The 21,286-nt window shown below is 31.7% G+C and carries 12 protein-coding genes; all 12 read left to right on the top strand.

The window, feature by feature from the left end; translation table 11 throughout:
• Positions 1 to 112: 112 nt before the first annotated feature.
• The 12 genes from P8625_RS08885 (at position 113) to P8625_RS08830 (ending at position 21,243) form a co-directional block, all read left to right on the top strand.
• On the top strand, positions 113 to 4,594 hold the full coding sequence (locus tag P8625_RS08885) for a type I polyketide synthase (protein ID WP_279650115.1): 4,482 nt from the start codon (positions 113 to 115) through the stop codon (positions 4,592 to 4,594).
• Between the two features lie 41 nt (positions 4,595 to 4,635).
• Positions 4,636 to 7,626, top strand: coding sequence for a type I polyketide synthase (locus P8625_RS08880; RefSeq protein ID WP_279650114.1), 2,991 nt, complete (start codon positions 4,636 to 4,638; stop codon positions 7,624 to 7,626).
• 122 nt (positions 7,627 to 7,748) lie between these two features.
• Positions 7,749 to 8,606, top strand: a complete 858-nt coding sequence (locus tag P8625_RS08875; RefSeq protein ID WP_279650113.1) for a 3-hydroxyacyl-CoA dehydrogenase family protein — start codon at positions 7,749 to 7,751, stop codon at positions 8,604 to 8,606.
• A 20-nt stretch (positions 8,607 to 8,626) separates the two neighbouring features.
• On the top strand, positions 8,627 to 8,872 hold the full coding sequence (locus tag P8625_RS08870) for an acyl carrier protein (protein ID WP_279650112.1): 246 nt from the start codon (positions 8,627 to 8,629) through the stop codon (positions 8,870 to 8,872).
• A 6-nt stretch (positions 8,873 to 8,878) separates the two neighbouring features.
• Positions 8,879 to 9,985, top strand: coding sequence for an acyl-CoA dehydrogenase family protein (locus tag P8625_RS08865; protein WP_279650111.1), 1,107 nt, complete (start codon positions 8,879 to 8,881; stop codon positions 9,983 to 9,985).
• Between the two features lie 16 nt (positions 9,986 to 10,001).
• Positions 10,002 to 11,510, top strand: coding sequence for an amino acid adenylation domain-containing protein (locus P8625_RS08860; protein ID WP_279650110.1), 1,509 nt, complete (start codon positions 10,002 to 10,004; stop codon positions 11,508 to 11,510).
• A 3-nt stretch (positions 11,511 to 11,513) separates the two neighbouring features.
• On the top strand, positions 11,514 to 12,272 hold the full coding sequence (locus tag P8625_RS08855; protein ID WP_279650109.1) for a thioesterase II family protein: 759 nt from the start codon (positions 11,514 to 11,516) through the stop codon (positions 12,270 to 12,272).
• Between the two features lie 291 nt (positions 12,273 to 12,563).
• Positions 12,564 to 13,469, top strand: a complete 906-nt coding sequence (locus P8625_RS08850) for a chlorinating enzyme (RefSeq protein ID WP_279650108.1) — start codon at positions 12,564 to 12,566, stop codon at positions 13,467 to 13,469.
• 19 nt (positions 13,470 to 13,488) lie between these two features.
• Entirely contained in the window at positions 13,489 to 13,761 is a 273-nt protein-coding gene (locus P8625_RS08845; protein WP_279650107.1) for a 2Fe-2S iron-sulfur cluster-binding protein, read from the top strand.
• Between the two features lie 125 nt (positions 13,762 to 13,886).
• Entirely contained in the window at positions 13,887 to 14,858 is a 972-nt protein-coding gene (locus P8625_RS08840; protein ID WP_279650106.1) for a fatty acid desaturase family protein, read from the top strand.
• Positions 14,859 to 14,863: 5 nt separating this feature from the next.
• On the top strand, positions 14,864 to 19,003 hold the full coding sequence (locus P8625_RS08835) for an SDR family NAD(P)-dependent oxidoreductase (protein ID WP_279650105.1): 4,140 nt from the start codon (positions 14,864 to 14,866) through the stop codon (positions 19,001 to 19,003).
• A gap of 299 nt (positions 19,004 to 19,302) precedes the next feature.
• Positions 19,303 to 21,243 carry an aminotransferase class III-fold pyridoxal phosphate-dependent enzyme gene (locus tag P8625_RS08830; RefSeq protein ID WP_279650104.1) on the top strand — a complete coding sequence of 647 codons (1,941 nt, stop codon included), beginning with the start codon at positions 19,303 to 19,305 and terminating at the stop codon, positions 21,241 to 21,243.
• Positions 21,244 to 21,286 lie beyond the last annotated feature (43 nt).

Genomic DNA, 21,286 nt, shown 5'->3' with positions numbered 1-21,286 from the left:
ACTGTAGCTATGCTATAGTTTTACGCTCTCAAAAAAAGAAAAAAATCAAGGTCACCTTTCTTGTGTCATTTTAAAATCCATTTGGTATAAAAGCTAAAAAATATTTAAAAGAATGAAAGATTTAAGAAAACAAGTAGCAGTCATTGGATATTCTGGAAAATTTGCGAGTGCAGGAAGTCTCGAAGAATATTCAAAAATAATAATGAATGGGGAAAGAGCGACTACAAACTTTTCAAAAGAAGCCATTATAAAAGAAGGAGTTTCAGAAGAAATAGTAAGTAGTGCGGATTACAAACCAATATCCGGATATTTCCCCGATGTTGATAAATTTGATGCTAATTTTTTTAAATTTTCTAATCGAGAAGCTGAGATTATGGATCCTCAGTTTCGTCTATTTCTTCAGGAATCCTATCATGCATTAGAGAATTCGGGATACATAAATAAAACAAATTCAGTAAAATGTGGGGTGTTTGCTTCCTGTGGGATGGCCTTATATTCTGGAAAAAATAGAAATACCTATTTTAAAAATAACGTAGAGCATCATAAAGAAGTATTAGAATCTGTAGATAGTGTTAAGGTTAAATTACTGAATGATAAAGATTATTTAGCAACACTTTTGTCATACACATTAAATTTAAGAGGCCCAGGACTAACCATTCAAACGGCCTGTTCATCATCTTTAGTAGCGCTAAGCACAGCGGTAAAAAGTGTTAGATATGGAGACTGTGATATTGCTTTGGCAGGGGGTGCTTCCGTGCACACTCCTCGAAAATGTGGCTATCAGTATTATGAAGGAGGTATATATTCTCCTTCTGGAAAATGTAATCCTTTTTCATCGGATTCTGACGGAATTATTGGAGGAAATGGCGTAGGTGTGGTCGTCTTAAAAAGGTTAGACAAAGCATTAGAAGATAACGATACAATTTGTGGAGTAATTAAAGGAGTATCAGTAAATAATGATGGAGCAAAAAAAGTAAGTTTTACCGCTCCAAGTATTGAAGGACAGCAAGAAAATATTGAAAATGCAATTGAAGATGCAGGAATTTCATCTAATGAAATAGGATATGTAGAAGCGCATGGTACAGGAACTAAAATGGGAGATCCTATTGAAATTACGGCCTTAACAAATGCCTTTCAATCAAAAGGAAAAAATGTAAATAGTCAATTTTGTTCTTTAGGATCTGTAAAGGCTAACTTAGGTCATTTAGATACTTCAGCAGGAATTGCGGCATTTATTAAATGTTTACTGCTAATTAAAGAAAAAAAGCAACCATTACTTACTGGATATGAAAAACCAAATCCATTTATTAACTTAAAAAATACGCCATTTCATATAAACAAAGAAACAAAGGAGTGGGAAAGTAGCGAAAAACCTAGAGTCTGTCTTATAGCCTCTTTGGGTGCAGGAGGCACGAATGCACATGTTATCTTATCGGAGTATGATAGTACTGAAAAAGAAAAAAGCACAACGAAAAGCAACTATTTCCCGCTTTTTATAAGTGCTAAATCAGAAAAATCTTTAAAAGATTATGCATTATTATATAAAGAGTACCTAAAACAGGATATTGATTTTAGAGAAATTTGCATCAATAGTATACTGTGTAAGGAGCATTTTGATCATAGATTATCGATACCTGTCGAAAGCAAAGAAAATGCAATAAAAAAAATAGATTATTTTCTAAGTCAGAAATATTCCGTAAATACTCAATATTACAAACAAACCAAGAAAGTAAAACAGTCTGTTGTTGTCGCATTTACAGGGCAAGGTAGTCAGTTTGTAGGAATGGGGAAAACTTTTTACGATTCGTTTCCACTATTTAAAGAAATTCTCCATACGTTTGAAAAGCTTTTTTATGATAAAAGAAAAGAAAGTCTTTTGGAGTTAATGTTTAATGGGCCAGAAGAAAATTTAACCTTAACAGAAAATGCACAACCAGCAATCTTTGCTTTTGAATTTGCGTTGTACAAACTGTGGGAATCATTTGGTTTAAAACCAAAAACATTGTTGGGGCATAGTGTAGGAGAATACACCGCAGCGGCAGTCTCAGGAGTCTTCACTATGGAAGAAGGTTTTAAGCTGATAATGCAAAGAGCAAGTATCATGGGAGGCTTGGAAAAAAATGGAGCAATGGCAGCAGTGTTTCTGCCTTTAGAAACGTTGCTCGAAACACTTAGTAAATTAAAGTTAAACATAAATATTGCCGCTGAAAATACTGAAAAGTCAATTGTTGTATCTGGACATGAAAAGGACATTTTATTTTTTGAAAAATGGTGTAAAGAACAAGAAATAACAATTAAAAAACTTAAAGTTTCAAATGCTTTCCATTCTTATTTAATGAAGCCAGCAATGGAACAACTGAGAGAGAAGTGGAAAAATAAAAAACTCAAAAAACCAAAACTTCAATTAATTTCAAATCTAACAGGGTTACCTGCTACCGACTCTATAGCTACAGTAGATTATTGGTTAGAGCATTTAATGAATAGCGTAAAATTTCACAAGAGTATTGAATACCTGGTAAACAAAAAAAATCAAATCTTTTTTGAACTAGGTCCTAAGCCAGTACTTTCTAATTTTATTAACGATTCTTTTGAACAAGCTGAAACCATTTTTTGCTCTAAAAGTATTCACGGCTCACATGATTTTAAAAAAGCTATAGGAAAATGTGTTTTGCTAGGGTTAGACTTGAATTTTTATAAGATATACGGAGCGAAGAGTTTTAAAAAATTGCTTTTACCAAATTACCCTTTTGAAAAGAAAAGCTTTTGGTTGCCCTCAAAAAATAACAAGCAGGACCAAAATAATATATTTGAAATTGACTGGAATACAAAGTCAATTTCCATAAATAATAGAGAAAAAAATATTGAAACTAATACGCTATGGGTACTTTTTGGAGACGACAAAAATCCTCTTTCAATAAAAATTAACGAATCACTTACAGCGCAGAAAAACGCTGTTATCCATTATAAAACTCCGCAAGATAAAGAAGAAATTCAAGCAACTATTAATTCTTTAAAAGCGGAACAGGGAGGAATGGAAACAAAAGTAGTTTTTGTGCCAAATAAAGAGCTTCCCTTTACAGAGCAAGCATTTTTTCTAACAACATTAATGGGGCAATTAGATGCAGAGCTAGAAGGAGGTAAGGCAGTTGATTTTCATTATGTATTTGATAATAATACAGCAGAAACAACTACGGATTCACAAAAATCAATTTCTCATGCACTTACGGGAATTGTGAAAAGTGCCCAATATGAATTAGAAAACCTACATTGTTATATTACCGAAATAGCTAGCTTAAATGCAAATCAAGAAATTATTAATTTTATTCATAGAGCCGATAGTTCCGATAAAAAAAGGTTCTATGAACGAATGATTAATAACAATGTAGCAGCACCTCAATTAAAAAACATTTCTTTTCACGAAAATTCATTTTTACTACCAACAGAGATAAGAAAGTGCATGATTTTAGGAGGTTTAGGTGAGATAGGCCTATATTTAGCTGAGAAAATGTTAAAAGAGAAAACTGTTGAAAAAATTGTGTTAATAGGTAGGTCTGCCCCTAATGAGGAAATAATAAATAAGATAGAGCAGTGGAATAAAGATGATAAAAAAATTGAATATTATTTATGCGATATAACCATTGAAGATGAAGTAAGAGAATTAATTAATAAAACAAATGGTATCGCGAATTCTTTAGATTTACTTATTCACTTAGCAGGAAAATTATCTGATGGTGTGGTTAAAAATATGAATTATCAAAAGATAAAAAATGTTGTATCACCAAAAGTAACAGGGCTCTTAAATATGATGCAAGTATGTACGCCTAAGAGAGTGCTGTTTTTCTCGTCGGTAGCAAGCGCTTTTGGAGCAGCGGGTCAGAGTAATTATGCTGCTGCAAATGCGTTTCTTGATGATTATTCAAAAATTTTGCGTAACTCTGGAATCAAAGCTACAAGTATTAGTTGGGGAGCATGGAAAAATATAGGTATGGCATCGAGAGGAGTTGCTGGTAAAAGTTTAAATGAAGCGTATAAAATTACCAATGAAGAAGCTTATAAATTAATGCTAGGAGCTTTAAACGATAATTCTCATCATTTAATTATTAATAAATTTTCAGATAATATTTTAAGTGAAATTTCAGATAATAAAAACTTAAATGAAATTGGAAAGCAATTTTGGAGCAGTCATTACACTGGCCAAACTAAGAAAGACGCAAATACTACTATCAATTTAGACGGACTTTCTTCTCATGAGAAAGAAGTACTGATAACTAAAGAAGTTATTCAAGAAGTTAAAAATGTATTAGGGATAAACGAAAATAAACATCTTCAGGAAGATCAGAGCTTTCATAACCTTGGTGTTGATTCTTTAACATTGATTCAACTTAAAAATCTTCTAAATAAGAAATTGCCTGTAAAATTAACTATTGGAGATTTTTATAGTAATTCAAGTGTAACGGCTCTTGCATTATGTATACTTGAAAAAACAGCACCAATAAAGGAAGAGGTAATTGAAAAGGAAAAAGTGTCTGAGGAATTAGAAATATCCGATAAAGACTACTTAATAGACTTACTTGAGAAAGAACTGTTTGAATAATAGTAATACCAGAGTAGTTATAACAATTGAAATACACAAAAATGAATTCAGATATAAAGCTTTTTATTAACAAGTTAAAGAACAATAATGTTTCTCCAGATTTGTTAAATGGGTTTTTAACAACGATAAAAAAAATAAAATCGCAAAAAGAAAAAAGAGAAAGTATAGCCATTGTAGGAATTGGCTGTAAGCTTCCTGCCAATATAAATACAACAGATGACTTATGGAGAGTTTTGTTGAATGGACAATCGGGAATTACAGACTATCCCAAAAATAGAGGATGGGATATTAACGATTTTTATAGTGCTGATAAAGATACTAGGGGGAAAACTTATGTAAATCAAGGAGGATTTATTAACGATATTGATTTATTTGATCCGAGTTTTTTTGGGATTTCTCCCAATGAAGCAATTCAAATGGATCCACAACAACGCTTGATTCTTGAAACAACTTACAAGGCAATTGAAAACGGTGGCTTATCATTAAAAGATTTACAAAATAGAAAAACAGGAGTGTTTATTGGGGTTGGAACTAGTGATTATCGCTCTCTATCAGTAAATAAGGATAGTCTTGATAATATTAACTTTTACTCCGGAACAGGTAATAGTAGAGGTGTTGCTGCTGGAAGAATATCATATTTAATGAGTTTTAATGGACCGAGCTTAACGGTAGACACAGCTTGTTCTTCTTCTATGACTGCCCTACATTTAGGGATTAATAGTTTGCTTTTGAAAGAAAGCGATTGCGCTTTAATAGGCGGGGTTAATTTAATTTTAACTCCACAAGAAGTTATTTCACGTTGTGCACTAGGAGCTTTAAGTGATGATGCCAGCTGTAAGTCTTTTGATGAAAATGCAAATGGGTTTGCTTTGGGAGAAGGTTGTGGAGTAATTGTCTTAAAAAGACTTCAAGATGCTGTTAGAGACAAAGATAATATTCAAGCTGTTATATGCGGTTCTGCTATTAATCATAATGGAGGAGGTAATGGAATGACTGCACCTAACGGAAAGAGTCAAGAAACAGTTATTAATAATTGTTTAAATGTAGGAGAAGTTGATCCTGAAAAGGTTGATTATATTGAGGCTCATGGACCAGGAACAAGTTTGGGAGACCCAATAGAATATTATTCTTTAGCAAATACTTATTGTACCAATAATAACCGCAAGTCTAAACTTTATTTAGGTGCTTTAAAGGCTAATTTTGGACATGCAGAAGCTGCTTCAGGTATATTATCCATAATAAAGGCTGCATTAATAGCAAAAAATAAAACCATCCCTCCCCAAGTGAATTATCATACTCCAAATTCACAAATAGATTGGAATCAATACCCTATTGAAGTTCCTATAGAAGTAAAGGATTTAAAAGAGAAAAAAGAAGAAGTATATGTTGGAGTGAGTTCTTTTGGAATTGGTGGTAGTAATGCTCATGTTGTTATAAAAACACCTTTGGTAGAAAACAAAGAGAATACGTCAAGTAAAGACGAGTTATATGGGCTAATTTTAGGAGCTCATAAAGAAAACAATATAGAAGCGCAGGTAAATAGTATGTTAAAATTCTTGGAATATACCGAAGAATCCGTGAAAAATATATGCTATACACAAGCCATTAAAGGTAAAACTTTTAATTATAGAATCGGTGTTGTAGGAAAAACTAAAAAAGAGCTTGCTAAAAGGCTACATGCTTTTTTAGAAGGAAAAAAGAAATTAGGACTTTTTAATTATTTAGGTAATAATAAAGCTTCTAAATTAACTTTTGTGTTTTCTGGCCATGGGTCACAAGGTAAAAAAATCGGAAGTTGGATGTTTAAACATTACCCTGTTTTCCGTTCGGTGATAGATGAATGCCAAGAAGCATATTATCAAATTAGTGGTAACGACTTAAAAAAGAACATGTTTGAAGCCTCGGAAGAAGCTTTAGAGTCTGCCCAAACAGCACATCCAGTTATATTTAGTTTTGGAATTGCATTTGCAAAACAATTAATGCATTGGGGAGTTACCCCTGATTCATTAATAGGGCATAGTATAGGGGAATATACAGGAATTTGTTTAGCAGGGATTTTGGATATAAAATCAACATTACAGCTAATAGAAAAAAGAGCGTCGTTAATGGAGAGTGTTGGTGATGAAGGTAGAATGCTGGCCATAATAGCGAAAGAAGCCCATGTAAAACAAGTGATAAAAGAAAATGGAGCAGATGTTGATTTTGCCGCTATTAATGGAAAAGAAGCCATCGTAATTTCGGGTCATTTAGAGGAACTTGAAAAAGTAGAAAAAGCCTTTAAAGAACAACAAATCAGCGTTAATTATCTTTCTGTTTCTCACGCAGCACATTCACGTTTTATGAATCCAATAATGGCAGAATTTACCGAATATGCTAGGAATGTAAAGATCAATAAACCCAAATTAGATATAGTATCTAATATAAAAGGTGAATTTATAACAGATAAGGAAATTACAGAACAGTATTGGGCAAATCATTTAAGAGATACAGTGAGGTTTCAAAAAGGCGTGAATACTATTCTTGATCGTGGTGTGAATTGTTTTTTAGAGATAGGATTTAAGGCGGCGTTAACGCCTTTAATACGGGAGTCAAACCCTGACACTACAACCATAAGTATTAGTCAACCTGGTTTTGAAAGAACTGCTCTTTTAACCGCACTAACAAACTTATCTAGCTATGGAATAAATGTGAATTGGGAGGAGGTATTAAAACCTTTTTCATGTGAAAAAATAGAAATTCCAGCTTATACATTTAATAGAAGCAGGTTTTGGTTTGCCGACACCAATAATACAAAATTTAATACCTCTGCTAAAATATTGCCACATAAATCAATTGAAAATATTTACACGGATATTTTTGAAGAGTCTTTTGAAAAAAATAAAGAGCTAACGTTAGCTGACAAAGACCCTATAAGCATTGTTCGTTTTAGAAATAGAATTAAACAAGAATTAGGAATAAGTATAACGCTGAAAACAATAGGGGAAAGTAATTTACAAGAAATAGCTGCTATTTGCAAAAGTAATACCAAATAAAAGGTTCTATAGTTTTTATCCTACAATAGAAAAAAATATACACTTTATCATAAGTGTTAAAGGTTAGAAAACTCTTTTGCTACAAGAAATTATTTAATAAAAACAACTAAAACATAATAAAAATGTCTGTTAACATAACAATTATGGGAGCAGGGGTTATGGGAACAGGTGTTGCCCACAATTTCGCTCAATATGGAATTCCAGTAACTCTAATTGATATATCTGAAAAACAATTAGAAAATAGTGAAAAACAAATTAGAAAAAACCTTCGATTATACAAGTTTCATAAAAATCATTATAAATCGAAAGAGTCGGTAGATGAAATTATCGAAAGAATAAATTTTACTACCAATTATTCTGAAGCAAAAGATGCTGATTTGATAATTGAAAATGTTACGGAAGATTGGGATATAAAAAAGGAAGTATATAAAAAATTAAGAAACATTTGTAAAGAAGACGCGAAATGGGCGGTAAACACCTCTGCTGTATCTATTACAAAGGTTGCAAATTTATTACCAAAACCAGAAAATGTAATTGGAGTACATTTTATGAATCCCGTTCCTTTAAAACCAATGGTCGAATTAATTAAAGGCTACCATACTAATAACGAAACAGTAGCTTTTTTACAAGATCAAATGAGTGTATTAAACAAGAGAACACTTGTTGTTAACGATTCACCAGGTTTTGTTACAAATAGAGCCATGATGATTTTTGTAAACGAAGCCGTTTTTATGTTACAAGAAGGAGTTGCTTCAGCTAAAGATATTGACACTTTGTTTAAAGAATGTTTTGGTCATACTATGGGGCCACTCGAAACGGCTGATTTGATAGGTTTAGACACAATTTTAAAATCACTCTACATGCTACAAGATGGTTTTAATGACGATAAATTTAGACCATGTTTCTTACTTAAAAAAATGGTAAATGCAAACCTCCTTGGTATGAAGTCAGGTGAAGGATTTTATTCATATAACGTATAATATTTAAACAATTATTAATAATGGAAAACATTAAAGTTAAAATTAGAGAGCGTATTAAGCCAATTCTTCAAGGAAATGAAATTGATGATGATGAGAACTTCTTTGAATTAGGACTAGTTCATTCGTTATTTGCAATGCAAATTATTCTATTTATTGAAAAAGAATACAAAATAGAACTTGACCCAGAAGAGGTATCGTTAGAAAATCTTAGCTCAGTAAATGCTATTGCAGAAATTATCGACGAAAGATTAAAAGTAAATAGCTAGAGCGAGATGGCATTTAATTCAAAATTTGAAGAGGAAGTAGCTCTTTTTGTTTCAGAATATATTGTACCACATGCTATTGAGATGGATGAAACTCAAAATATCCCTGATTCTGTAATAAAAAATATTGCAGACAGGGGATATTTCGGAGCTTGTGTAAAAAGTAAATATGGAGGGCTTGATTTGAATACTTATGACATGATGTCTCTTCATAAAATAATGGCAAAAGGACACGGATCAGTTGAAAATATGTTAACTGTAACAGGGATGGTTACTCAGCCTATTCAACGATTTGGATCCAAAGAAATTCGTGAAAAATGGCTGCCTAAAATAGCCTCTGGTGAAAAAATTGGAGCAATAGCCCTAACAGAACCTAATGCAGGAAGTGATTTAAGAGCTGTTGATACATATTTGACAGATCAACAAACTCATTTTACTATTAATGGTGTAAAAAGATGGATTACATTAGGACAAATAGCGGATTTTTTCTTGGTACTATGTAAGTTAAACAATAAAACAATTGCAGTTATTGTTGAAAAAGATACACATGGAGTAAAAGTTAAACCAATAACGAACATGCTTGGTTTACGTGCGAATATGTTGGCTGAAATTGAATTTACCGATTGTAAAATTCCTAAAGAAAACGCTATTGGTAACGAAATAGATGGTGTATCGACAGCGATTAATTTTGGCTTAGATGAAGGACGATACACAACTGCCTGTGGAAGTTATGGAATTGCAGAATTGGCCTTAGAGGAAACCTTGAAACATTTAAGAGAAAAAGATAGGTTAAATAAACATCAGCTTGTTCAGAAACTATTAACCGAAATGATAGTAGAAGTAGAATCTGCTAAAAGTTTTTGCACCGCTGCGGCTGGAGCTAGAGAAACTTTTGATTTTTCTATGATACGTAAAACACTTTTAGCAAAATATGTCGCATCAAAGGCAGCAACTAACGTAAGCTCTAAAGCTATTCAAATTTTAGGGGCGAAAGGATGTCATTTAAATTCGTCTTTTACAGAACGATTGTATAGAGATGCAAAAATTATGGAACTTATTGAAGGCTCAACGGAAATACATGAAGTTCTTATAGCTAAAGAGTTTTTATACGCCTAATCACGATTTTTTATATATGGAAAATAATAATATACTTTCGATAATAGAAGAAGCTTTTCGCGTACATGCAAATAAAGTAGCTATAATTCAAGGTGATCAGAAAGTTTTATATTCAGAGCTGGACGAACGTTCGAATCAGTTAGCAAATATGCTTATTGAGTCAGGAGTACAAAAAGGTGATATAGTTGGAATATTAATGGAGCGTTCCATAGAAATGATGACAACTATTTTTGCAATAACAAAGGTAGGAACAGCTTATTTACCTTTAGATCCTTCTTACCCTAAAGAAAGACTTCGTTCTATTTTTGAAGATAGTAAGATAAAAACGCTTGTATCAAGTACAAAGGATATTTATGATGCTTTTGAAGGAAAGCAGTTTTCGCTAGAGGAAATAGATTTAAGCATATTTTCTAAAAAAAGTCCAGAAATATCGGTTTCTGGAAATGATTTAGCGTATGTAATTTATACATCAGGTTCAACAGGTAAACCTAAAGGAGTTGCCATAGAACACGGCGGGTTATACAACCGATTAATTTGGAAGCAAAAAGCATATCCTATTACCTCTTCTGATACCTTATTTTTTAAAACAGTATATACTTTTGATGTTTCTGTATGGGAAATATTTTGGTGGTCAATGTACGGAGCTTCGGTAGTATTACTTCCAAGCGGTAGAGAGCAAGATGTAAGACTCATGTTTAAGTTAATTGATAAACACCAAATTAATGTTATTCATTTTGTACCCTCTGTATTTCGTTTGTTTCTCGAATATTTATCTATAAAAGAAGATGCAAGTGCTGTAGCATCGTTAAAGTATGTCTTTACCAGTGGGGAAAAACTAGCTATATCCAGCGTTAACACGTTCAATCAATTTTTTAAAAACCTACAAGGAATATTAATTAATTTATATGGACCTACCGAAGCTAGTATAGATGTATCTCATTATGCATTTAGAGAAAAAGAACAAGATTATACAATAGCGCCGATAGGAAAAGCTATTAGTAATATTAAACTATGGATACTTGATAACGATTTAAAAGATAAAAATAACGGAGAGGAAGGAGAGTTGTACATTTCAGGTATAGGGTTGGCTAGAAATTATGTGAATAATGAAGAATTAACCAATTTAAAATTTGTTTCTCTTCCTAACCATGGAAACATAAGAGCTTATAAAACAGGAGATATAGTATATAGAGATGTTACGTCTTTAGACATATGTTTTGTAGGAAGAAAAGATTTTCAGGTTAAGTTAAGAGGCTTGCGTGTAGAGTTAGCAGATATTGAAAAACAGCTTAAAACTATTGAAAATATACAGGAAACGGTTGTTTTAATGAACGAAAAAAATGGAAATCAATTTTTATATGCTTTTTATAAATCCAATGCAGCACTTAGGGAAAACTTTATAAAAGAACAGTTAAAAACGAAACTACCAATTTATATGATTCCGAACAAATTTGTGTTTAAAGAACAATTCCCTTTACTATCCAGTGGAAAATTAGATCGAAAAAAATTGATAGATGAATTATAATTCATGAAGTATAAAAATATTTCGCCTTGGTTGTCTTTTAGAGACCAAGGTATTAAAAACTACGAATCTAGATGGGTCTTTTTTCCTTATGCAGGAGCAACTTCCGCTGTAATGTATCCTATCGCAAATAAGATGGACAGTAACGTAGAGGTTTTAATTGTAGACCTGCCAGGAAGAGGAAAATGTATAAAAGAGCCTCTTGTTGATACTATAGATACCATAACGGAAAATTTAGTAGAAGAACTTAGCCAATTACCTGAGCTTCCAACCTATTTTTTTGGATATAGTTTGGGTACACTTATTGCCTACGAATTGGCGCTTGCCTTAAAAGGGAAAAATATAAAGCAATTAGTTTTAGCGGCAGGATCAGCGCCACATGATATACAAAAAAGAAAACCTCTTTACAATTTAGAGAAGGAAGATTTCTGGAATCAAGTTAAAGAATATGGTGGACTTCCGAAGGAAATTTTAAATGAGCCTGAGTTATTAGATTTTATAGAACCTATATTGCGTGCTGATTTTAAAGTAATTGATTGCTATAATTACAAACCGCAAAAAATTCTGAATATTCCCATAATAGCAATAGCAGGTAGTAATGATTTTGTTTGCCCTCCAAAGTACGTTGAAAATTGGAAAATGTATACCACAAATGAATTCAATTATTTTGAGTTTGATGGAGGACATTTTTTTATGAATAACAATATGAATGAATTACATAAATTGATGAAAGAAAAAACGTCGAATTACACTGCAATAAATTAGAGAGATTTAATACTGAATATAAATTTTCTAATTGAAATTATTCCTAACAAAAAAATAAAAAATTGCCTTAAACTATTGATACCGATTCACTTTATGTATGCGCTACGTTATGGTTTAATTGGTAGTACAAATATTAAGGTTAACAAGTGAAAAAATACTCCAGTCTTGATTAATGTTTTGAGAAAATCTAAAGTTTTCTCAAAAAAACACTTTTTTAAAAAGTACCAATTTGAGGTGTTAAGATGTGGAGATAACTAAATTATATAATTAACAAAAACAAAATGTAAGAAAATGAATTTAGATCATCTAAGTACCGAAGAAATAAAGGCCATTTTTGATAAAGATGGTGTTGTAGGACCTTTTAAAGCATACGATCAAGAAGAAGCAAAAAGTATGCTAAAAAATATTCGAGCAAAAAGTATGGTTCAAGATCGTGCAATGCATAAGAATAATGTTGGTTGGGATAGACATTTTGATGTTCAAGAGCTTTCTGATCATATATCTAATGAAAAAGTTTTAGATAAAGTAAAAATTATTTTAGGGGAGGATCTTTTATGTTGGAGAACGGAGTTTTTTCCAAAATTTCCTAAAAGTTCGGGAACAGATTGGCACCAAGTTGGAACATTTCAATATGTTACAGGTGCGCCAATTTTACAACCTACTATTACTGGCGAAAACGAAGATATAGAAATTACTGCATGGACAGCTTTTACCGATACAACCATTGAAAATGGATGTATGAAATTTTTACCAGGAACACATAAAAAACAATACTATAACGAGGCATTACCAGTATCTGAAGGAAGAGATAGCGAATATACTCCTATAGAAAAAGATAATTTTTATGGGTACGATTTTGAAGAATTCAAAATAGATCCTAAATGGGATCCAGACCAAATGGAAAGTAAATCCATTGAAATGAAGGCTGGAGAATTTATATTATTTACATCAAAATGTATTCATGGTTCACATCCTAATGTAAGTGAAAGATCAACACGATTTGCGTTTTCATCACGATTTGTTCCTACTCAAGTAAAAGTTTATCCAGAGCATGATGAATTTCATGGACATGGAGGTTTTTTTCAATTAAAAAAATCAGGTTACGGATGCGTATTGGTAAGTGGAGAAGATAATTTTAATCATAACGAGATAAGAACAGAAAATAATTTAGGGACTTTTTTTAAGAAAGGTCAATAAAAGAAAATTACATTTTTAAATGAAGAAAATAACTATTGGAGAATCGTCCTTTGAATTTAAAAAAGGAACTTCAATGTCAGATCTTTATGATTTTGATACAGTGATACCTTTTCAATGTTTGAAGGGTAGATGTGGCAGGTGTCTTGTAAAAACAAACTACGGTGACTTGGGAGAAATAACTTCTAAGGAAAAAAAATTATTGAAGAGACTAGGCTTTTCTATAGAAGAACACCGGCTACTTTGTCAATGTACATTAGAAGAAAACTCTGAAGTATTACCAGTTCTGATTTAAAATTGTTTATGTAAAAACTTGTTACCAAACTATTTATGATGAAAATAATGTTTTGGGAAAGTTTTTATCAAAATAGGTTAGTCATAAGACTAACTTTTTTGAATTAAAATAAAATTATTATAAATATGAAAAACCATAAATTCCATAGGGATATACTTAAAAAACTAGATGTTTTATCTAACCCCAATAATTACCGAGCCTTATTTGGACTATTGATTGACTATTTATTTATAGGTGCTAGTGTTTACTTGGTTCTTCAAAGCTGGTATTTTTATCCTTTAGCAGTGTTATTAATAGGTACTAGACAACGAGCATTTGTAACATTATTACACGATGCTGGGCATGGAGTACTTTTTAAAAATACTTGGTTCAATGATTTTGTAGGGAAATACCTCACAGGATACCTTATTTTTTTAGGTTTTGATGATTATATTAATTCTCATGTAGTACATCATCATAATTATATAGGTAATGAAGAAAAAGATCCAGATTTGAGGTTTTATAATCATTTTGGTTTGTACGAAGATCTAGATAAAAAGTCATTTATTAAAAAACATTTATTAAAACCTATGTTATTTGGTAATGCGTTTGTTTATGCGAAAGCTTTAATTAATGATCGTGTAGGCTATATTAAAGAAGGATCACTTGAAGCAAAAATAATATTGGGATATTGGGTTGCTATTATAGGTGTTTTTGCGTGGCAAGGTTGGCTATTATACTTAATTCTTCTATGGTTTGCTCCTTTCTTTCTTATATTTCCATGGCAGGGTTGGTTTATTGGTATCTCAGAACATTTTTTACTAATAAAAAACCCTAACGATATAAATCAATCATGGAACAGGTTTAGTCATCCTATCGAAGCCTTTTTTTCAAGTATACATAATGAGAATTATCATTTAACACACCATCTTCGTCCTGATATTCCTTATTGGAATTTAAAAAAAGCACATGAAGTAATGATGGAGGATGAAAAATACAGAGATCTAAATGTTGATATGGGAGGAATATTTCTTTCGTCAAATGATAACCCTACTTTTTGGAATAGAATTCACAAGTTTTTAGACGAAAGAGAATTAAAAAGAACCTCATTAAACTAATCAAAATGGATATATTAACAACAAAAAATATTACAGAAAATGAATTCCTGATTCGAAAATCAATCATAGGTATAAAAGGGATTTATGATTGTCAGTTAAGACAAAAAGAAACGAAAGAAGGAACTACTATTACGATACTTTACATATTAAGTACTCAGATAGTTGAAGAAGATGATATTAAGAGTAAAATTGTAGAGCTTGTAGATGATGAATTCAAAATAGTTCAACTAACGGGATTTCCATTAACAGAGGATGGTGAGTTAGATAATAAGGATTTAACAGAAACGCCAATTTTTGATGAAGTTTATACAGAGCTACTAGCAAAAAAGTTAACAGATGAATACCCTTCTTTGGAACTTAAGTATAGCCAAAAAGAAAGTTTTGAATTAGAATCAAACAAACAAATTTCTGTATCAAAACAAGCAATTATTTCAGGAGGAGTAGTTGCTAATACAGTAGCAGAGAACACACTTTCTGAAAGTTTAGTAGAGGCTTCAAAAAATAGTGATAAAGGCATAACTTTAATAAATAACCAAGGAAGAACTAATACAGTAACTTATGGTAGTTTATTAGAAAATGCGAAAACGGTTGCAGGGGCTTTTGAGGAACTTAAAATAGATAGAGAAACACCTGTTATAATGCAACTGCCCGATATGGAGCAGTATATAGAGGTTTTTTGGGGAGGGATTTTAAAGGGAATTCCTATGATTCCAATGGCATTTCCAAAACAGTATACTAAGAGTGTACCAACAGCTAGTAAATTAGCATCTGTTGTTAATCAATTCTCTAAAAGCATTGTAGTTTGTAATAAGGATGAGATAGAAGTTATAGAAAGTTTTTTAGAAGAAAACACGAACACCTTGGTAAAAGTTATTGCTTATGAAGAAGTAATAAATAATACTAAAAAATTAAATACGTTTGATGTAAAGCCAGACGATATTGCGGTTTATTTAATGACTTCTGGTAGTACAGGTGCTCCAAAATTAGTACCACAAACGCATCGAAGACTTATTAATAGGTGTGCGGCAACTATTGCAGCGAATGGTTTTACAAAGGAAGAAATTAGTTTAAATTGGTTACCCTTAGATCATGTTGGAGGAATAATTATGTTTCATGTTAGAGATGTAGTTAGTAAGTGTTCTCAAATTCAGGTAAATACTAATTATATACTACAAAAACCATTGCGTTGGATGGAATTATGTAGTCAATTTAAAGTAAACATAACTTGGGCACCAAATTTTGCATTTAACTTGATAAGCTCATTTACAGAAGAAATAGCTAAATCACGACTTGATTTGTCAATGCTTCGATTTATTATGAATAGTGGAGAACAGGTAGTAGCTTCACAAGTTCATAAGTTTTTAAAATTATTTAAGCCTTTTAAATTGAGTTCAAGAGCTGTATTCCCAGCTTGGGGAATGTCGGAAACTTGTTCGGCAGTATTGTTCAATAAAAACTTTGATTTAACTTTAATAAGTAATCAGTACGTTAGTGTTGGAAGCCCTGTTCCTGGAATAGATGTTAGAATTGTAAATGAGAATAATAAGCTTTTAAAGGAAGGTGAGCACGGAAAACTACAGATTAAAGGAGCTACTATCCTTGATTCTTATTATAAGAGACCAGATGTTAATAAAGAAGCATTTACTGATGATAATTGGTTTGATACAGGTGATATTGCATTTGTAGAAAATGAAGAAGTAGCCATTGTTGGAAGAAATAAAGACATTTTAATTATTAATGGTCAAAACCTTTCATGTCATGAGATAGAGGAATATATTGATGCTAATATTGATGTAGAACCATCATCTACAGCTGTAGTTCCGTATAGAAATGAAGGAAGTTTTACTGATAATGTAGCCGTATTTTATCACACTAAAAAAGAGGGGGCTGCTTCGGAAAAAATCGAAAAAACGATAAGAAGAGAGGTTTCCATTCTTTTTGGATTCACGCCTAGTAAAATTGTAAGAGTAGAACCTAATGAAATTCCAAGAACGTCGATTGGAAAAATACAAAAAGGGAAACTTACAAAAATGCTCGAGGCTGGAGATTTTAATACGGAATCTTCTAGTTCAAATACCGTGTCAGAAAATAATACGTACGATACTACTGTTTTAGAACAAACTTGGAAGCCAAAAAAACTTTCAAAATCTATTGATATTGAACCTAAAACGGTACTGGTTTTTCCACAAGAAGAATCCGCTATTAATTTTGAGGCTTTACCTAATGATACAAACGTTGTATTTGCTTTAAATTCAGACAGTTTTCATAAAATTTCAAAGAACCAATATGGTCTTAACCAAGATTGTTCAGAAGACTTTTTGAAACTTTTAGAAGATATATCTTTAAGTAACATTCAACTTGATACTATTATTATAGAATCAAGAGAATATAAAAATGAAAAGGATGCCAGTATAATTGCAGAAAAAAATGCATTAACCCTTTTACACCTTGCTAAGGCTCTTGGTAAACTCCAAAAAAAGTCTTTACAGTTAATTTTGGTTAGTAAAAATAACCAACAGGTTCTTTTAAATGAAGTAACCAAGATAAATGCAGGCTCTCAAATAGGAATGATGCATGCAATTCATGAAGAATTAAAGGGGATTTCTTGTAAACACATTGACTTAGACAGCTTAACTGATGTGACTTTACTAATAAATGAAGCGAAAACAATTCATGAGTTTGAAAGAGAAATTGCTTATCGCGATACTAAACGTTTTGTTTCTAAATTAAGCCAGGCGCAAGGACATAATTACGCAAAATCATTTATTCCTCAAGATAATGAAACTTATCTTATAACAGGAGGATTGGGTGGTATTGCCATAGCTTTAGCAAAAAGCTTACTTAAAAGAGCCAATGTAAACCTAGTACTTTTAGGAAGAAGTGCTTTTGATACACTGAATAAAGAAAAGCTAGAGGAATATAAAGAACTCACCAATATGAGCTCAAGTATAACCTATTTAAGTGCAGATTTAAATAACTACGAAACATTAAAGCAAAAATTAACTGAATTTAATATCGATTGTATTTTTCATCTAGCAGCCGATTTTAAAATGGATGCTTTAGGTAATTTCTCTACCGAAGAATTTAAACATCAAATTCAAACAAAAGTAAAAGGAAGCTTTAATCTTTACAATGTAGCATCTGAATTAGAAATATCTAATTTCATTAATTTTTCTTCGTTAAACGGATATTTTGGAGGAGTAGGAGTTATTGCTTATGCAGGAGCTAATAGTTTTCAAAAGGCATTAACATCAATTACAACGAAACAAGAAAAGTTAAAGGTTTGGAATATTTCTTGGTCTATTTGGGAAAATACAGGACTTGGAAAGGCCATTGAGTTTCCAGAGTTGGCAGCCCGAAAAGGTTTTGATATTTTAAAGCCTGAAAACGCTTTAAATGCCATGTACAATGTGTTAGCTAAAGGAATATCAAACTCATTTATTGGTGTTGATAAAAATAATCTTTTTATGCAGCCTTATTTATCTTTAAAAACTTCAATGTATAAACAAGTAGAAGTTTTTGGATCAGAAGATGATTTGAATACTAGTTTTAAAAAGCACTTAAAAGATGAGTTTGGAACAACAATTCCTGTATTGAAAAAAGTCCTTGCCGAAGATTTTACAACATCGTTAAATGAAAATACAGAAGATGTTGTTTTAAATGCAGGTGGTATTGAAAACTACGTAACTACAGTTTTTGAAGAGGTTTTAAAAACAGACGAATTTTCAAAAGAAGATAGCTTTTTTGATCTTGGAGGAAATTCGCTAATCTTACCGCAAGTATTCAATAAAATTGAAGAAAAATATAAATGTGGATTAACAATTGTTGATTTATTTCAGCATACCACTGTTCAAGAAATTTCAGACTTAATTGGAAACAAACTGGCAAATCAAGAAGATAAGGAGTCTTATGAGTCAGTAAAAGAACAGGTTTTAGCTATCTGGATAAAACTTTTAAATCTTGATGAAATTGATGAAGAAGAAAACCTATTTGATCTTGGGTTAAATTCATTAATGATACCACAAGCACAAAATGAAATTAACGAACTATTTAATACAGAATTATCTGTAGTAGATTTCTTTCAATATAGTTCAGTTAGCACATTAGTTGAAGTTATTTGTGAAAAGCTACAGATAACAAACTGATGAATATGTTTAAAACAAATATTTATACATTTTAATAAAAAGAAATTATGTGAAATTTTCTTATTGGATTAAATAAGAACTATAGTTTCTTTTTACTACTTCCAGTTAACCCCAACAAATTTTAAAAACAACGCATAAAAACCGTTTCTTTTTAGTTTGATTACAGTTAAAAAATTAACTCGTAGCTATTGCTGTTATTTTAGTTTTAGCCTAAATCAACTTTAACTATAATCCACTTTATGCATTTGACATTTTAAAATTAAGCTGGTGTTATTAGAACAAACAAAATCAAAATCAAAATGAAATTACAAGAAAATATTAGAACTCTTTTTGCTGATACCATGGGGTATGATGCAGAAGATATAGAATTAAAAGTGCCTTTATTAGAAATAGGAGCAGACTCATTTACTATGATGTCAGTAACTAGAAAAATAAAAGAAACTTATGGTGTAGCGATATCGATGAGGGATATTTTTGAAAATATAAACACCATTGAAAAAATAACCTCTTATGTAAGAGAGAATTCTGAAGAATTACCTTTAGAAGAAATTGAAGAACCTGTTTATGCCGAAAGTAAGTTTCAAGCTGAAAAAACATTACCAAAAATAGAAAACAATACAGTTACCAAAGAGTTTTCACAGAATTATTCTTTTAAAAAGAAACCAAAGGAAATTAAAAGTTTTTCCAGAGTTTCTGATGTGCAGAGTGATAAAGCACATAATGGGAATTTCAAGACTTTTACACCAAGAAAAATGACCTTTTCGCAATCGGGATCTACGGCAGTGAATGGTAAAAATGATGATGCGTCAACAGCATGGGTGGATACTAAAAAAGCTAAAGAACTTACTCCAGAGCAAGAAATTTATTTAAATGAATTTATTGAAGAATATAGTGCTAAAACATTAGGCTCAAAAAGAATAGCGCAAGAGTCAAGACCTTATTTATGTAATAACCGTAAAAGTTCATCAGGCTTTAGAGTAGAAACAAAAGAACTTTTATACCCTATAGTTACCAATACCTCCAAAGGATCAAAAATATGGGATGTTGACAATAATGAATATGTTGATATTGCAATGGGATTTGGATCAACATTGTTTGGACATAACCCTGATTTTTTGAAGAAATCTTTGCAAGAGCAAATAGAAAAAGGGTATCAAATAGGCCCCGAATCGGAGTTAACTGCGGAAAATGCAAGATTAATTGCGGAAACGGTTAATATGGATCGTGTGTTGTTTTCCAACACGGGTACTGAGGCAGTTATGACAGCTATTAGAATAGCAAGAGCAGCTAGTGGAAAAAAGAAAATTGTAGTATTTCAAAATTCGTATCACGGACATTGCGATAACGTTTTGGTAGTTCCAGATATAGAATCAGATAGATTTGAATCTAAAAGAATGGTTCCTGGAATACCCGAATCTGCTATAGAAGATACATTAATACTTCCGTATGGAAATGTAAAGGCGCTTTCTTTTATTGAAGAAAATGCTCACGATATTGCCGCAGTAATTGTTGAACCTGTACGAAATTATATAGGAAACAAAAACCCTGGAGAGTTTTTAAAAAATATTAGAGAAATAACTAAAAGAAAAGATATTATTCTAGTTTTTGATGAAGTTCTAGTAGGGTTTAGATTAGCGTTAGGAGGAGCGCAGGAATGGTTTGATATTGAGGCAGATATAACCACGTATGGTAAGGCTATAGCAGCGGGAATACCTGTTGGTATTGTAGCGGGTAAAAGTTGGTGTATGGACTGGGTTGATGGGGGATACTGGAGCTATGGAGATGATTCTGCTCCAATAGGAAACCAAACCTATACTGCAGGTACATTTTGTAAACATCCTTTAGCAATGACAGCTGTGAATGCCGCAATAAAAGAAATGCTAACAAAAGGTCCTGCATTACAGAATGAATTGAATGAAAGAACAGAGGAAATGTGTATTATTCTTGACGATATAATAGCGTACCATAAGGTTCCATTAAAAGTTCATAGGTTTGGTTCGAACTTCCGTTTCTCAATGTCTGGTAATTTGAGTTTCGCATTTCAACCTTTAGAACTTGACATTTTCTTTTATCATGTTATTAAGGAGGGGGTGTATGTATGGGAAGGAAGAACATGTTTTATTTCAACAGCACATACGGATGATGATTTAAATAAAATTATTGATGCCGTTCACAATGCTATCAAGAAAATGAAAGAAGCAGGTTTCTGGGCTGAAAAAAAAAGACTAAACCTAAATTAAAAAGAAAAGGACTCGTTAATCCTATAGCTTCTCTTTCAAAAGA

Origin of the sequence: Tenacibaculum tangerinum (assembly GCF_029853675.1) — a bacterium.
GTDB classification, from domain to species: Bacteria; Bacteroidota; Bacteroidia; order Flavobacteriales; family Flavobacteriaceae; genus Polaribacter; species Polaribacter tangerinum_A.
The sequence above is the reverse complement of the archived record's forward strand: the minus strand, read 5'-3'. Positions and strand labels throughout refer to the sequence as shown.

Bases quoted from the DNA above. Each gene is read 5' to 3' on its own strand.
- P8625_RS08880 (WP_279650114.1), top strand. From the start codon at position 4,636: ATGAATTCAGATATAAAGCTTTTTATTAACAAGTTAAAGAACAATAAT.
- P8625_RS08870 (WP_279650112.1), top strand. From the start codon at position 8,627: ATGGAAAACATTAAAGTTAAAATTAGAGAGCGTATTAAGCCAATTCTT.
- P8625_RS08875 (WP_279650113.1), top strand. From the start codon at position 7,749: ATGTCTGTTAACATAACAATTATGGGAGCAGGGGTTATGGGAACAGGT.
- P8625_RS08830 (WP_279650104.1), top strand. From the start codon at position 19,303: ATGAAATTACAAGAAAATATTAGAACTCTTTTTGCTGATACCATGGGG.
- P8625_RS08855 (WP_279650109.1), top strand. From the start codon at position 11,514: ATGAAGTATAAAAATATTTCGCCTTGGTTGTCTTTTAGAGACCAAGGT.
- P8625_RS08860 (WP_279650110.1), top strand. From the start codon at position 10,002: ATGGAAAATAATAATATACTTTCGATAATAGAAGAAGCTTTTCGCGTA.
- P8625_RS08850 (WP_279650108.1), top strand. From the start codon at position 12,564: ATGAATTTAGATCATCTAAGTACCGAAGAAATAAAGGCCATTTTTGAT.
- P8625_RS08835 (WP_279650105.1), top strand. From the start codon at position 14,864: ATGGATATATTAACAACAAAAAATATTACAGAAAATGAATTCCTGATT.
- P8625_RS08845 (WP_279650107.1), top strand. From the start codon at position 13,489: ATGAAGAAAATAACTATTGGAGAATCGTCCTTTGAATTTAAAAAAGGA.
- P8625_RS08865 (WP_279650111.1), top strand. From the start codon at position 8,879: ATGGCATTTAATTCAAAATTTGAAGAGGAAGTAGCTCTTTTTGTTTCA.
- P8625_RS08840 (WP_279650106.1), top strand. From the start codon at position 13,887: ATGAAAAACCATAAATTCCATAGGGATATACTTAAAAAACTAGATGTT.
- P8625_RS08885 (WP_279650115.1), top strand. From the start codon at position 113: ATGAAAGATTTAAGAAAACAAGTAGCAGTCATTGGATATTCTGGAAAA.